13 protein-coding genes and 2 pseudogenes are annotated in these 15,043 nt (G+C 58.0%); 13 read left to right on the top strand and 2 right to left on the bottom strand.

Annotated elements, in window-relative coordinates:
• Nucleotides 1-40: 40 nt before the first annotated feature.
• Both RFN28_RS24470 and RFN28_RS24465 read right to left on the bottom strand, forming a co-directional pair.
• Complete coding sequence (locus RFN28_RS24470; protein WP_320223457.1) at nt 41-1,954, bottom strand: HrpF/NolX family T3SS translocon protein; 1,914 nt, start codon at nt 1,952-1,954, stop codon at nt 41-43.
• A 251-nt stretch (nt 1,955-2,205) separates the two neighbouring features.
• A complete protein-coding gene (locus tag RFN28_RS24465) occupies nt 2,206-2,910 on the bottom strand; it encodes a nodulation protein NolW (RefSeq protein ID WP_320223458.1) in 705 nt (234 codons plus the stop codon).
• Between the two features lie 131 nt (nt 2,911-3,041).
• On the opposite strand from RFN28_RS24465, the gene RFN28_RS24460 reads away from it, so the two are divergent.
• The 13 genes and pseudogenes from RFN28_RS24460 to RFN28_RS24400 form a co-directional block, all read left to right on the top strand.
• Complete coding sequence (locus RFN28_RS24460) at nt 3,042-3,602, top strand: nodulation protein NolB (RefSeq protein WP_320261565.1); 561 nt, start codon at nt 3,042-3,044, stop codon at nt 3,600-3,602.
• A 9-nt stretch (nt 3,603-3,611) separates the two neighbouring features.
• Nucleotides 3,612-4,457: a type III secretion system inner membrane ring lipoprotein SctJ gene (sctJ, locus tag RFN28_RS24455; RefSeq protein WP_320223459.1), complete on the top strand. Its 846-nt coding sequence runs from the start codon at nt 3,612-3,614 to the stop codon at nt 4,455-4,457.
• A gap of 24 nt (nt 4,458-4,481) precedes the next feature.
• A complete protein-coding gene (locus RFN28_RS24450; protein ID WP_320223460.1) occupies nt 4,482-5,102 on the top strand; it encodes a nodulation protein NolU in 621 nt (206 codons plus the stop codon).
• Entirely contained in the window at nt 5,099-5,719 is a 621-nt protein-coding gene (gene sctL / locus RFN28_RS24445; RefSeq protein ID WP_320223461.1) for a type III secretion system stator protein SctL, read from the top strand. The genes RFN28_RS24450 and sctL overlap by 4 nt, the downstream gene beginning before the upstream one ends.
• Nucleotides 5,716-7,074: a type III secretion system ATPase SctN gene (sctN, locus tag RFN28_RS24440; RefSeq protein WP_320223462.1), complete on the top strand. Its 1,359-nt coding sequence runs from the start codon at nt 5,716-5,718 to the stop codon at nt 7,072-7,074. Before sctL ends, sctN begins: the two co-directional genes overlap by 4 nt.
• Nucleotides 7,050-7,583, top strand: coding sequence for a hypothetical protein (locus RFN28_RS24435; protein ID WP_320216876.1), 534 nt, complete (start codon nt 7,050-7,052; stop codon nt 7,581-7,583). Before sctN ends, RFN28_RS24435 begins: the two co-directional genes overlap by 25 nt.
• Nucleotides 7,584-7,641: 58 nt before the next feature.
• On the top strand, nt 7,642-8,691 hold the full coding sequence (gene sctQ, locus RFN28_RS24430; RefSeq protein ID WP_320223463.1) for a type III secretion system cytoplasmic ring protein SctQ: 1,050 nt from the start codon (nt 7,642-7,644) through the stop codon (nt 8,689-8,691).
• On the top strand, nt 8,684-9,349 hold the full coding sequence (gene sctR, locus RFN28_RS24425; RefSeq protein ID WP_320223464.1) for a type III secretion system export apparatus subunit SctR: 666 nt from the start codon (nt 8,684-8,686) through the stop codon (nt 9,347-9,349). Before sctQ ends, sctR begins: the two co-directional genes overlap by 8 nt.
• Nucleotides 9,350-9,351: 2 nt before the next feature.
• Nucleotides 9,352-9,627 carry an EscS/YscS/HrcS family type III secretion system export apparatus protein gene (locus tag RFN28_RS24420; RefSeq protein WP_320216873.1) on the top strand — a complete coding sequence of 92 codons (276 nt, stop codon included), beginning with the start codon at nt 9,352-9,354 and terminating at the stop codon, nt 9,625-9,627.
• Between the two features lie 8 nt (nt 9,628-9,635).
• The gene (gene sctT, locus RFN28_RS24415; protein ID WP_320223469.1) at nt 9,636-10,457 is read left to right on the top strand and encodes a type III secretion system export apparatus subunit SctT; all 822 of its coding nucleotides are present in this window, start codon (nt 9,636-9,638) and stop codon (nt 10,455-10,457) included.
• Nucleotides 10,454-11,488, top strand: a complete 1,035-nt coding sequence (locus RFN28_RS24410) for an EscU/YscU/HrcU family type III secretion system export apparatus switch protein (protein ID WP_320223465.1) — start codon at nt 10,454-10,456, stop codon at nt 11,486-11,488. Before sctT ends, RFN28_RS24410 begins: the two co-directional genes overlap by 4 nt.
• 330 nt (nt 11,489-11,818) lie before the next feature.
• Nucleotides 11,819-12,157, top strand: a pseudogene (locus RFN28_RS34920) (hypothetical protein); the annotation flags it as partial.
• Between the two features lie 292 nt (nt 12,158-12,449).
• Nucleotides 12,450-15,043, top strand: a pseudogene (locus RFN28_RS24400) (hypothetical protein); the annotation flags it as partial.

The following is a 15,043-nucleotide window of genomic DNA, read 5'->3' as shown; positions in this document are numbered from 1 at the left end:
GATAGGCCAATCCGCGCCGAAGGAGACGCGGATTGCTTTGTCAGGCCACGCGTTGAGCCAGCGTCGCCATACCTACAAAGTCGGGAACGCCTGCCGCTTGCATGGGGCCAGCCTCAAGGCTTGCCTTCAGATCGGCTAGATAATTCTCCGCGTAGGATTTGGCGGCTTCGACCGGTAGGTTGACGCCGGCCGTAAAGGCCTCTTCCAGCGCCGCCTTCGCGAGCCCGTTGCGAATCGCGAGTTTGACCTCGGGGCCAGCGACAAGGCCTACAGCCTGAGCAGCGAGATCCAGCCCTGCCTCGGCCAATGCCTTCTTAATGTTGCCTCCACTAATAGCGGTATGAATGAGTTTCCCTGCTTGCGACGCCCCCTCGAGCGCCATTGAAACGGCATCGGCGATTTGGCCCAGGCCCGGAACGAAGCTGAGGAGGCCTACAGCCGTCGCGGCCCAATCAAAAACTTTGGAACCCACCTTGAGCACGCCGTCGATGGTGTGCATAAAAGCCCCGCCATTCTTCTTGGCAGACTTGGTGTCGGGCTGGTCCGCCACACCCATCTTCATATCCGCGACCGCGTCCTGATCTGCCGCGGTCTTGGGAACATGGGCCTTCGCCTGCTGAACCGTGCGGTTCGCAACGGTCATATCGTTATAAAATTTGGCGAAGTCCCGGTTGCTGATGTTGCCAGAATCGACAGTATGTCCGCCGCCAAAATCGAAGAACCGATGATGGGTCTTATAGCCCGTAATTGAATTGTTCAGCAAACCGAACAATAAGGGATCTGACAGTAGCTGCGACGCCGCTTGTCGTACCTTTGGACTGAGACTCTTGTCGTCCGCCATCTTCGCCAGTTTGTCCCGGGTCAGGACACCGCTACCAAAAAAGGCTTGCTGATTGCGGTTAATCATATCGAGCGTGTTCAGCTCGGGTTGCGTGAGGCTCATCGACGATGAAGCGACTTGCAGGAAGTCGTATTTGTGGACCTTATCGATCGAGCCACCGTATAACTGCTTCCAGGAATCCGGGTGGGTGAGGAAGTATTGGGCGGCCGCAGTGACTTGGGGCGGGCATTTGCCGGTTTTTGCTGTGCCGTCAACGATCTGCCGGAAATCAGCCAAGCTCAGGTTCTCGGGTAGGTTGTCGGAGTACCGGTAAAGCTCGCGCACTGCATCGTTCAAGGTCATGACCGTCGGCTGACCATTTCCAGATCCGTCGGATGGGATGTAGTTCTGCTCGTAGCTTCGTGCCTGCTGGTCCTGGAAGGCGGCGACTTGTGGGTGAAGGTCTGAGAACCCGGACAAATCCTTTGCCTTGATCTTGCCGCCGCAGCGGCCATCACCCTGCGAGCCGATGGCATAAAAGAGCTCCGGGTCCTGCTGCAAGCTTTCGATTGCAGCCTTAAGATCCGGCGGCGTGGACGGATCATTGGCTAGCTCGCTCAGCGAATCCCAACTGAGCGGGCATTTGTCCTTATGGCGGTTCAGCACCGCTACAATCTGCAGCTCTGGCTCAGTCAGCTTGCCGCCACACCACGTGATCCGCGTGCCCGCTATCGGCGCCGGCGCGATGGGAGGTGGCGCGATGGGAGGCGAAGCGACTGCAGGGAGGGCTTGATCCATTGATTTCAATGCCTCCCTCAGAGCGGGTGGCATGAGCTCGAGCGGGTGCTGTCGCAAGGCTTGCAGCGATGACTTCACATCTGGCGACAGTTCGTCAAGCGGGTGCTGCTGGAGTTCGTCCATGGCCGACTTCAAATTCGCTGACGGCAGGCCCAGTTGCGCGAAGGAATCGGGAGCGTTTTCCTGCGGCGAGCAACTGGACAGCATCGCCTGGAAGGGCAGAAACGCGCCTTGCCCGGTCTGGGCGACAATTTGTGGAGAAGGTTCCGGGCCCGACCAGGCCTGGGGGGAGGGGGCGGGGGTGGAGCTATTTGCTGTCAAAAGGTTAAGCGACATCGTGCATCCTCACAGTTGAGATTAAAAGCCGCCACAATTGCGTCACCTGGTGCCACTGTCGTTCCCGACGAACGACGGCCGCATGACTAACGCGCGGCTATCAATGCTGCCGATTCTTAGTTCCTCGTCAGCGACAACACCGGTTACAAGGTTCAGCTGTCGAACAGCTGACGAGTGCGGAAGGAAGCGCGATTGCTAGGGTATGGCGGCCGTGTTGCTTCGTGCGGGAAGCTGCGGTGTATCCTCAATTGTCATCTCTGGCTCTGTGCAGGCTCACGGACGACGCTGTCCTGATGCGGCACTTCGGAAGAGAACGGGCCTTCCGGTCGCCCATCGCGAACGACCACGGTCGAGGAGCCACGAAACAACATCAGTTCCGTCTCCTTTGGAGGCGTCCCGCTGTCGTGAGGTCGCGCCTGTGCCTCGGCTACGAGACCGTTGTATGTCTGCTCCACAAGCACAATGAAGCGGGGTGGGCCGGAAACCATGACCAGGCCCTTTCCCGGTGCCGGTCTCACAACGTAGCGCTCGTCGGAAATTCCAAGCTCATCAAGGGCCGCCTTGAACACCTCGAAGCGGACCGAAGTCAAAACCAGCATACGAGTCTGCGCTTCTTTCGCAGCAGTTACGTGGAGCACAAGCCCATCATAATACCATTGGAGATCGTAGAGATCGGTCAAGCGGTCCAGAAACGCGCGCGGCGACATACTCGGCATACGCCCGCGGATGCGCCCCTTTACCTCGGAGCTGACGTCGACGTCGACATTGAGGTTGTTGCCGAATTCTCGCAAAGCGGCAGACAGGTCCTGATCCAGAACTGTATACCTATAAGGCGTTGACGGCAGCGACAGCGGGGCCGCCAGCGTCGCATGAATGCCGGTAGAGAGAAGAACACCGAGAAAGAGAACTCTCATCCCAATGTGGAGAATGGTAGACTGGATCAACTTTCCCGGCATCTTGTCCCCAATCGAAGGCTGAAATTCGTGCTGACCTGGACGCCGAACGTGGCCTTTAAATGACGCTTCGTGGCCAGTTCGTCAGCTTGTCGTCAGTTCGCCTCCCTAGGAGAGAAGCTCGATAGCGGGTGATGAGCGATCAACTCATCACACTTCAAACAGAACAACTGAGTCTTTGCATGACAATTGGTGTTACGTCCATCTCTGCCAATTTTGCGGACAACCTGTCTAGGGTAGGGCCAACGTCAGCATGCGGCGAGCAGGCCCAGTTTGAGTGCGCACTTGTAGAGGCGGTCGCCTCGATTAAAAACGATGGCCCGTCGGCGACGGCGGGGGCGGGGCCTGTTGCTCCAGTCCTGGAGGTTCCGCGCGCGACAAGCGAGACGAGCCCATTGGGCGACCGCGTGCTCCAGACCCTTTCATCGCTGTATAGGGACAACGCCGTGGCACCTGCCACGCCCGACCAAGAGGTACCCCTTGTGAAGGACGTCCTACTCGGGCCGGTGGAGCAGTCTCCTTCCCAAGCAGGGTCGGGAATGCGCATGTCAGGCGCTCCGCCAGGAAGGGAGAATTTCGAAGCGATGATTGCCGGTCTGCGGGAAGTATACAGCGCCGTCACTGAGGTTTCCCTTGTCACCAAGAGTATCAGCGGCGCTACGTCATCCGTGAATACGCTAATAAAACAAGGATGAACGAGGCGCATGATCGCGTCACCGCACGGCGAAGGCATTGATCGCCGCCCGGCTGGTCGGCGATCGTGTCATTATGTTTTGCCGCTGCTCTTGGTTCTGAGCGGTTGCAAGGACGATCTCTACACAAAATTGCAGGAACGCGATGCCAATGAGATGCTCGCGCTTTTGCTTGACAACGGCGTGGATGCGGTCCGCGTCGCCGCCAAGGATGGGACCAGCACGATCCAGGTCGAAAATGAGCAGGTTGCCTTCTCAATCAACCTGTTGAATGCGAAGGGGCTGCCGCGTCAGGTTTTCAAGAATCTCGGCGAAATATTCCAAGGATCGGGCCTGATTGCCTCGCCGACCGAGGAGCGCGCCCGTTACGTCTATGCGTTAAACGAAGAATTGTCGCATACCATTAGCGAAATCGATGGCGTTTTCTCAGCACGTGTCCATGTTGTTTTGCCTGACAACGACCTGTTGCGGGAGCGCGCCACACCATCCTCGGCCTCGGTATTCGTCCGCCACGATGCCAACATAAATGTCTCGGCTCTGCTGCCGCAGATAAAGATGCTCGTTGCAAACAGCATCCAAGGCTTATCCTACGACAAGGTAGAGGTCGTGTTCGTGCCGGCGGAACGGCCGGCAGTTGAGCAACGGCCTGCCTTGACCCAGGCAGCTAAATCAATTCCGGTGCCACTTCTGGCGGTCATTGTGGGTCTCGCCGTGGCAGTATTCGCGGTGCTGTCCTACTTGGCCAGTTCTCTTGTCTATGGGCGGAGGCAGCCATCGCAACGAGCCAGGATCGAGGGGCGCTCGGGTGTTTCAGCAATCGGGGCCGCTCGTAAAAACACCATCGGCGATGCCACATAGGAGGTATTCCCAGTGCAAATACGGATGCAAACCTTCAAACACGATGACTCCTTCAAATTGCCTTTTACGGTCCTGGGCGAGCTTGCCGCTTCAACTCATCCGACCCGCCTTGCTGCACGCCTTGACCCGGCTTTGTCGGCTGCGACGTTGGTGCGGTTGCAGAACAACCAAAGACTGCAGCCAAGACTGGCAAAATTACTCCTCGACGATGGAATGGACCTGAATGGAAGCGGCTGGGGGCCGGACCTTCTGCATGGGCATGATCCGCGCCAAGCTGCTGTGTTTGCCGGTAGTATCTGGCATGCCCGTTCGCTGCTGAAGCTGGTTTCCAAGTCTGAACTTGCCGTTCTGATCGAACGTATCGGCGCTGAAGCGCATACGTTTGGCATCCGACACCAGGCGCAGGCGATCTCAACCAGCTTGATCGCGGATCCGGAAAAACTCGCCCAACGGATTGAACACGATGGATTAGCCTGTCTTGGGGTTTGGCTCGATGAGCATTCTTTGCTCGACCGCCACCGGGTGTTCCTACGCTTGCCTGTCGGGACCGCGGCCGAGAATCCTGCGACCGAACACCGCGATGCCGCAGACCAATTGTTTTCGCTTGTGCTGTCGTATCTGAGGACGGAGGTCCCGGCGATATGACGCTCGACGATATCGTAGCGCCGGTCGCTCCGCGGATGCGCCCCGTCGGGCCGCTGGTCCCGGCCAGTGAGCTCGAAATCTGGCACAATGCCTTTGAGGCGCGCGCGGCGGCGGAACGGTATCTGCTGCGGGTTCGCCGCTGGGCCCGCATAGCTTATCAGCGGGAACGGGAGCGCGGACGTAGTGAGGGGATGAATCGTGGCGCTGAGGAAATGGCACGGCTAATTGCGCAGTCCGTCTCTGAAGCGGCACGCCAAAGGGCAGCCCTGGAGCAGCAATTGCCACAACTCGTCATGCAGATCGTAAGCGACCTGCTGGGCGCTTTTGACCCCGGTGAGCTGTTGGTGAGCGCCGTTCGCCACGCGATCGAACGGAAAGGCGGCGCGGAAGTCCGCCTTAAGGTGTGTCCCACGCAAGCCGATGCCGTCGCAGGCGAGTTCGCTGCGTACGATGGACGGGAAGGCCGGCCGAAAGTTCGAGTTGATCCGGATCCGGCGCTGTCGCCGCAGCAATGCGTGCTGTGGAGCGACTATGGCAATGTCGATCTTGGACTTGATGCGCAATTGCGGGCGCTGCGCCTCGGCTTTGGATTGCATGCTGAACAAGGCGAGCTATGACCGAACTGCTACCACAACGCGGCAGTCCGGCTGTAGACAGGACAATGGATGCGGCGCTCTCGTCTCTGAGATCGACCGCAAAGCATATCGACACGCGTGTCGTGCGCGGACGCCTAACTAGGGCCGTCGGTACGGTCCTCCATGCCGTGTTGCCGGATGCTCGAATTGGGGAACTTTGTCTGTTGCAGGATCCGCGCACCGGACGCTCTCTCGAAGCCGAGGTGATCGGTTTCCTTCAAAATGGCGTGCTGCTCACCCCGATCGGTGACATGGTGGGCCTGTCCAGTCGCGCAGAAGTGGTTGCTAGCGGTCGAATGCATGAAGTGCCAGTCGGCCCCGATTTGCTTGGCCGCGTGATCGACAGCTTTGGCCGTCCCCTCGACGGCAAAGGCGCTCTCAAAGCCGGCCAAACGCGCCCGCTTCGGGGCAAGGCGCCCAACCCCATGACAAGGCGCATGATCGAGCGACCATTCCCACTTGGCATCCGCGCCTTGGATGGTCTCCTGACATGCGGCGAAGGCCAGCGGATCGGGATCTATGGAGAGCCTGGTTGCGGCAAGTCAACGTTACTATCGCAGATCATAAAGGGCGCGGCCGCCGACGTTAACATAGTTGCCCTCATTGGCGAGCGCGGGCGGGAAGTGCGCGAATTCGTTGAGCGACACCTTGGGGAAGCGGCTCTTCGTCGTACGATCGTTGTGGTCGAAACATCCGACCGCTCGGCAATGGAGCGGGCGCAATGTGCTCACATGGCAAGCGCACTTGCCGAACATTTTCGCGAACAAGGACAACGCGTCGTTCTGATGATGGATTCCTTGACGCGCTTTTGCCGGGCCATGCGCGAAATCGGACTTGCTGCGGGCGAGCCGCCGACCCGGCGAGGCTTTCCGCCTTCCGTGTTTGCCATGCTGCCAGGCCTGCTGGAGCGCGCGGGCATGGGCGAGCGTGGCTCAATTACGGCCTTCTATACAGTGCTTGTCGAAGGTGACGGCGTGGGGGATCCCATCGCAGAAGAATCGCGCGGCATTCTCGATGGCCATGTCGTCCTCTCACGCACGATCGCTGCGCGATCCCATTTCCCCGCGATCGATGTGCTGCAAAGTCGCAGCCGCGTAATGGATGCGGTCGTGTCTATGGCACATCGCAAGGCGGCATCGACGTTCCGTGATCTCCTCTCGCGCTATGCCGAGTCCGAGTTTTTGGTCAAGGTCGGCGAATACAAGCAAGGCAACGATCCGCTTACTGACAGGGCTATCGACTCGATCGGCGACCTGCAGGAATTTTTGCGTCAGGGAGAAGACGAGGCGAGCGACTTTGAGGAAACCTTCGCATGGATGTTGCAGCTGACCGCATGAATTGTCTCCACGCTACGAGCTTGCGGCTTTTGAAGGATATGCGAGAGCGTAGCGCCCTTCGTGAGCTGTCCAAAAAGGAAGCTAAGGCCCACCTAGCGGCCGAGGCCGCACAGCATGCTTCCCGCGAGCTTGCAATCGCACAACAACACTGCGCAAGGGCGGAAATGGAGCTTTACCAACGGTTTGCATCGCTTGATGCCTTGTCCATCCAGACGCTCGACCAAGGCCATCTCCACATAGAGCGCCTTGAGGCTGAGGTCGCCTCGAGGCGCAAGACGCTTGATAACGCCTGCATCGCTCAGGAACAGACCGAGACAGCGGCGTCTGAGGCAAGGTCGCACTGGATCAGCTGTTCGGCGGCAAGGCACAAGTGGCAACAAATTGAGGACGACGTCCGGCGCGGCGTCGATATCCACTCTCAGACCGCAGCCGAGACGGAGGCCGAGGATGAGATCCTGCTTCGGTACGCGAGTGTCTCGCTCACCGATGTGGCGGGCAAGTCAATCTGATGACCGCTAGCATTCTTGTCGTGTCGCAATGGTGCCGTCTTGTAGAGCCGAAAACACTTTGAGCACACACGATTCACTGAAGCCAAAGCTAAGTCTGTCCCACGACGTCGTCTCGTGGCTCAACGAGTGCGCACACCCCCGCACGCCTTTTCAGTGCCGACTTGGCGACGAGCCGCTATCGGTGCGAATAGGACGGCTTGTCTGGCAGCCGGAATCGCTTCCCATTCCGATGCTCGAGTGCATTTGGCGGCTCGGAGATGAGACGATCGTCTTGTCGATCTCCCGTGCACTGATAGAGAGGCTCATCTCGACCGTGCAGGGCGGCATTGGCTTGCCTTCCGAGCCAACCGGTTCAATGGTTCTCGAACTCGCACTTGAGCCGCTTCTCGCTCGACTCGAGGCTCAGACACGGCAGGACGTGCAACTGGCTCAGCTGCGCGAAACCACCATGCCACCTCCCTATCTCGAATATGACGTCGCCTGCGGCCCGATCAACGGCAAAGCTCGTCTGTGCCTATTCTCGCCTCTAGATGGCCCGGTGCCGTTCGCGTTCCACGCCCTGGGAGATCTGCTTCGACAGTTGCCGCGACAACCGTGCGAATTACCCGCAGAGCTCCCGGTCCTGGTTGCAGGAAAGATCGGCTCGCTTTGCGTTCCGGCGGCGCTTATTCGCAAAACATCTGCCGGTGATGCTTTGATACCAGACGTATTACCGTTCCACCGCGATCAGATCATCCTCTCTGCGGGCCGGCTCTGGGCCGTGGCAGATGTTGCGGACGACCGCCTGATCCAGCGGGGGCCTTTCCGCCCGCAACCATGCCCCTTGGAGAGTGCGCACATCATGACAGAACCGGAATTGCAGCAAGGGCCATCGGATGCCGAGCTCGACGATATCGAAATCACTCTGGTTTTTGAATGCGGCCGCTGGCTGATGCCGCTAGGGGAACTGAGGAGTGCCGGCGAAGGGCATATCTTCGAACTTGGTCGGCCGGTCGACGGTCCGATCGATATAGTTGCCAACGGCCGGCGTATCGGCCGTGGCGACATCGTGCGCATCGGCGACGAGCTTGGCATCAGGCTACGTGGCGGGTTGGCATGCAATGAGTGAGATCCAACCCGGGATTCTGGCGCTTCTTGCGGTTACGGCTGGGCTGGGTCTGCTGCTGCTCACAGTCGTCACAACCACGGCCTTTATAAAGATATCTGTGGTTCTCTTCCTCGTCCGCAACGCGCTCGGGACGCAGACGATACCCCCCAATATAGTTCTTTACGCGACGGCATTAATTCTCACCGTTTTCGTTAGCGCGCCTGTTATCGAGCAGACCTATGCGCGCGTCACGGACCCGAAACTCCACTATCAGACCTTCGACGACTGGGTTACCGCTGCTGAAGAGGGACGAGAGCCTTTGCGTGGCTATCTCAAGAAGTTCACAAGCGAAGAGCAGCGTCGATTTTTCCTATCGTCGACCAAACAAGTCTGGCCAGAGGAAATGCGCGCCAGGACGACACCTGATGATTTCGCCATTCTCGTACCATCCTTTCTAATTTCAGAACTCAAGCGTGCCTTCGAAATTGGCTTTCTTCTTTATCTTCCGTTTATCTGCATCGATCTCATCGTAACCACGATTTTGATGGCGATGGGCATGTCAATGGTATCACCCACAATGATAGCTGTCCCTTTCAAACTATTTCTATTTGTTACTATTGATGGCTGGTCCCGACTAATGCACGGGCTTGTGTTGAGTTATACAACACCGGGAGGTTGAGCATGGATGAGGCCAGCATTGTAGCCCAAATGAGCCAAACCTTAATCGTTTTCATGATTTGGGTTCTGCCGCCACTCATTGCCGCTGTGGTTGTCGGCCTGGGCATCGGCATTATCCAGGCGGCAACACAGATTCAGGACGAAACCTTGCACCTGACAGTGAAACTATTGGTCGTTGTTGCGATCATTGTTCTGTTTGCTCCTGTGCTAAGCGCTCCGCTCATCGAGCAAGCCGATTACGTGTTCTCCCAGTTTCCCGCGATTATACCGAGTTACTAGCCTTCATGATGTCTGGTTGGTCACCCACCGACGCCCAAATGCTCATCCATGCGGCCATCGAACTCATCATCGCCGCCGGTCTTGCTGCGGCTCGCGCTGTCGGCATTATGCTGGTCCTGCCAGTATTTACGCGGTCTCAAATTGGCGGGCTGATCAGAACATGCCTTGCTGTCGCGTTCGGGCTACCGTGCTTGGCACCCATCAGAGACGGGTTACAGCTGCTCGATACTGATACCCGTTTCATCCAAGTGACACTGCTCGGTTTGAAGGAGATTTTTGTCGGGCTGCTACTTGGGATTCCGCTCGGAATCCCGATATGGAGCCTCCAGGCGGCCGGTGAGCTTGTCGACACCCAGCGCGGCATCACCAGCCAAGTCGGTCCGGTAGACCCCGCGACGAACACTCAGGCATCCGCGATGGGACTTTTTCTCGGAATCACAGCGATCACGATCTTCGTCGCATCGGAAGGTCTGGAGATCATGATCGGCGGCCTTTATGGCAGCTACTCAATCTGGCCCGTATATCAATTTTACCCCACGCTGACCTCACAAGGGGCAATGGAATTAATCGCCCTCCTCGACCGGATTATGGTGACGAGTTTACTAGTCTCCGGGCCTGTCGTGGCCTTTCTGTTGCTAGTTGACATTTCGATAATGATCCTTACCCGCTTTGCCCCGCAACTCAAGTCGAACCGTCTTTCCCCGACAATCAAAAATATCGGCTTTCCGATCATTATGGTCACCTACACTGCGTATCTCATCGACGCCATGGCGTCAGATATCGCACAGGCCAAAGGCGGGCTCGAGGCGTTCGAAAAGATGCTGAAATGAGCACGAGCGAAGAGAAGAAACACCCGGGCACTCACAAGAAGCTAAGCGATGCACGCAAGAAGGGGCAGATTGCGCGCAACACCGATTTCGTCCGCGCCGTCGGCACCTGCGCCGGTCTCGGCTATCTGTGGTTAAGAGCTAGCGCGATCGAAGACAAATGCATCGAAGCGGTATTATTGACCGACAAGCTGCAGGATCTGCCTTTCAATATCGCTGTCGGGCAAGCGCTAATTCTCTTGACCGAACTCACCGTGACGACAGTCGGCCCGCTGCTTGGAACTGTAGCCGCCGCGGCGGTCTCGGCCGCGTTCATCTCTAACGGTGGACTACTCTTCTCGTTCGAGCCGATGGCGCCCAAGTTTGAAAAAATCAATCCTTTTCAGGGACTGAAGCGCATCGTGACGGTGCGCTCCTTAACCGACCTTGGCAAGGCGCTGGTGAAGCTATTAGTCCTCGGCGCTATCTTTCTTTTTTCTATTCTGGGCATGTGGAAAACGATGGTCTATCTGCCGGTCTGCGGCATTTCGTGCCTCGGCTTCGTCTTTACGGAGGTGAAACTGCTGGTCGGGATTGGTGCCGGTGCACTTCTGGTCGGCGGCTTGATCGATCTCCTGCTCCAACGCTGGTTGTTTTTGCGCGACATGCGCATGACTGAGACCGAGGTCAAGCGCGAAAGGAAGGAACAAGAAGGTACGCCAGAGTTGAAGCATGAACAACGTCGCCTACGTCAAGAGATGGCTAGCGAACCTCCGCTTGGCGTGCATCACGCCACATTGATCTTGAGAGGGCGGGCGATATTGGTCGGTCTGCGTTACGTGAGGGGCGAGACTGGGGTGCCGGTCTTGGTTTGCCGCGGCGAGGGCGAGGCCGTTTCACCTATCTTCGGAGCGGCGCAGGCGCTACGTCTAAGTATTGTCGACGATGATGGCCTGGCGCGTCAGCTCATCCAAACAACCAAGTTAGGAAAACCTGTTCCTATGCAGTATTTCGAGCCAGTTGCGAGAGCACTCCATGCCGCTGGGTTAGTCTAGACAAGTATACAAATCGGTTCTCTGTGATTGCGCAGGCTACTGTGCCGCTATGGACCATGGGCAAGCCAGAATCGTCTATGTGGCCGGCCAACTCACATGTTTTGGAGAATTATCGCAATGTTCGCTACCATCGCGACGCCCGCTACTACTCAGCGCGCTTGGTCCGCCGTCACAAGTCATGTGCCACTTGCCTTGCGTGTGTGTTGATAGGCGCCATTCGCTCCTTTCTGATCACCTGTCTACCTGCGGAAAAATCGATCCGGCCAAACAGTGTAACCGGATCGAGCGCATGCTCGGTCACCTCAAGATCCACCGCGCCACCGCCGCTCGCTGCTCGTAGCAGCGATGGACGCCTCAAACTACACTGTCTTCCGAAGCGTTGCCCGAGCGAGAGCCTGCCTGGCCGGATCGGCGTGCACACGAACCTCTTCCGGGTGGCGTGCCGAAGTTCCTGGTCCCTGGTTATATTATGACTCTCAGGGCACATAACCGTTCGGGACACGAAAGTGCGACAATCTCAAGGCCGCCGTAACCAACCCCGATCGCTGCGACCCCGGTCTCAACAGAACCTATGCGGAGATGGCGAGCCATTACGGAACGCGGTACTCTGCGGCAGAGGCCGAGACAGTTGCGGTACAAATTGCACAGCGCTGGTTCCTGGCGTGGCTGCCGTCGGCAGATCGCCATGATCGACCTCCGTGGACCAGCGACAGCCGGCGCATCTTGCAATTGTCTCAAAAGCAACATGCGCAAATGTCTCCGATCGAACCGGAGGTGTCGGGCGAAATGAGAAATTGACTCCTCTCGTTTCATGAAGAATCCCACCACGGTCCATCTCAAAAACTCGTGCGCCCGAATGACGATGGCTTCCACTGCATTGCTGCCTCCGTCAGATTGCCGAAAGCCAAGCACCGTAGAGATAGAACCGCTTAAAGTGCTCGGAACTTGCAAAGGAAGTAGGATGGATCTCTTCGACAATATCGGTGCGTCCCCCGCCTCAGATCCCGCCCGAAGAGATGAAGCAGGGTTGCAACAGCACCAGGTCGAGCAGAGGAGTTTTGAGCAGCGACTGAACGAGCTACAAGGAAGCGTGCCTCGGCCGGTCAATCCAACCCCGGGTCCACCGCCCCACTCGCCTGCGCCAAGTGTCTACCACGACGAGATTCTTGCAGCCGCCGATCGCGGTGCCCGCTTACCGGCTGAAAGTTTCGCTTCGGCGAAGTTTTGGCAGGGAATTGATGGCGTGACCAACTCGCCTGCCCCAAACGTCGATCAGGAGGAGCTTCCGCAGTCCGGCGGCCATGCTGTGTCGGTGTCTGCAGGCGACCCAGCGATTGGAGGCGCTTGCCTGCAAGATTTGGCTTCCCTGCCACCGCCGGTCAACCTCCCAGGCGTCCCTTTGAGAAGCGCTCCCCACAGCCCCCTACCTCGCGCTCCCCGGGCAGGTTTAGGGCAGCCTCCGGCCAATCAACCGGGCGGTCCAATCAGCGAACCTCCCACAGAGCCGACCGAGGCGCGCTACCAAGCTGTCCTCCTGCAGCGAACTGCGCTGCTGCGTAAGCGAGAACGCCGCCACCCAGACGAGCTGCTTTTTAACACCTACCGCAGGCTGGCTACGGCCAAGGGAAATCAAATCAGCCAGAACAGGATTTCGAAAGACATAGCGGCGTTGCGGAAGTTCAGTGTGCGCCTTGCCAAGGACCACCAGAGCCAAATCGCCGGCCGGATTCACGATCGGCAACTGGACAGCCTAGTGAAGCTCTGCGCGGCCGGCGATACCAAATTACTTGGTCAAATCAACTCAGCATTGGGCAGGCTCCGACAGGCCCAGGCCGAAGGGCAGGTGATAGTTGGCCGGAATCGACCTAGCACGGAGGATGACGAGGTCTTCGCTGACTACCACACAAAAGCCACAACCGACAAAGTGAGCGAAACCACGGTGAAGACCGACTTGGCGACGCTGCGTAAGTTCAGCGCATGGCTTGCAAAGAACCACCAGAGCCAAATCCGCGGCAGGATTCAGGATCAGCAATTGGACAGCCTGGCTAGGGACTACGCGGGCAACGATCCCCTACTACTGCGTCAAATCAACTTTGCGTTGACCAGACTCCGGCAAGCATCTGCCGGAAAGCGGGTGACCGTTGCTCGGGGCGCTCGACCGGTCACGCAGGATGACGAGGTCTTCGCCGACTACCACACAAAGGCCACAGCCGGCAACGTAACCGCGGTGAAGACCGACTTAGCGGCGCTGCGTAAGTTCAGCGCATGGCTTGCAAAGAACCACCAGAGCCAAATCAGTGGCAGGATTCAGGATCGGCAATTGGACAGCCTGGCTAGGGACTTCGCGGGCAGCGATCCCATACTACTCCGTCACATCAACCTTGCGTTGATTAGAATCCGGCAAGCATCTGCCGGAGAGCGGATGACCGTCGCTCGGAAACCTAGTAGCAGGGACGATGAGGAACTCTTTGCCACCTACGAGGCAAAAGCTACCGCCGACAAAATAAACTCACACACGGTGAAGACCGACATCGTGGCGCTGCGTAAGTTCAGCAAATGGCTTGCGCAGAACCACCGGACGCAAATCGCCGACCGGCTTGAAAGTCCGGAGTTGGACGCGCTGGCGAAAGCCTATGCGGGCCGCGAGGCCTGGCGTATAACACCAGCGTTGAGAAGGCTCCGGCAGACCAAGGCCGAACAGCGGGTGACAGTTAAAGACCATCGTCCTGTCACCAAAGACCATCGTCCTGTCACCGAAGACACCAGAGTGATTGAGGCTGCCTGTAACGAAGCCGCCAGTAAAGGATATTACGGGAGAACGATTAGGAATTATCGACCTGTTTTGCTGCGTTTCAATGATTGGCTCACTGAGAACTTTGGTAAGGGTGTTGCCCGGATTGAACCTGCGGTGCTGAACCGTGCGGTTGAAGAGTACAAGAAGAACGAATCACGTGGGTTCCGCAGCGCGTGGAGCTTCTTTCAGAGATTTCGACAGATGTCCGCAGCAAACGAGGTCCTGCACTTGGCCGCCAACGGGCAGGCGGGTTGGCGCCAGGATGAAAGCCGCGCACACAAAGCGGCGGCGCAAACCGCTTCCTTGTCGCCTTTCCCCCTGCCTCCAGCCGACCCGTCTTGGAACCAGCTGCGAGACCTCATTCAAAAAGACCTTGCGCAGCCTAGCTCGTCCTCGGCCTTCGCAGGGGCCCAGCAGGCCAGCTCGTTTCAAGAGTTTTCCTCAGCTCCGCATACTCCGTTCGAGGGGGCTTGGGATTGGCTCACCACGCAGATGCAGTCCTCCACGCCCTCGTCTGCGAGGTCTCCGTCCTCAGACATCTACCGCGGTCTTGACCCTCTGGTTGATTTGCCCTCCACGCCCTCGTCTGCGAGGTCTCCGTCGTCAGACATCTACCGCGGTCTTAACCCTCTGGTTGATTTGCCCTCCCTCCCCTCGTCTGCGAGGTCTCCGTCATCAGACATCTACCGCGGTCTTGACCCTCTGGTTGATTTGCCCTCCACCCCGCACGAGTTGCGTGACGATGCTCACTATGCACCGGC

Source organism: Mesorhizobium album (assembly GCF_033977205.1).
Classification (GTDB): Bacteria; Pseudomonadota; Alphaproteobacteria; order Rhizobiales; family Rhizobiaceae; genus Mesorhizobium; species Mesorhizobium album.
Note: the sequence above shows the minus strand (reverse complement) of the source record. Positions and strands in the feature narration are given on the sequence as shown.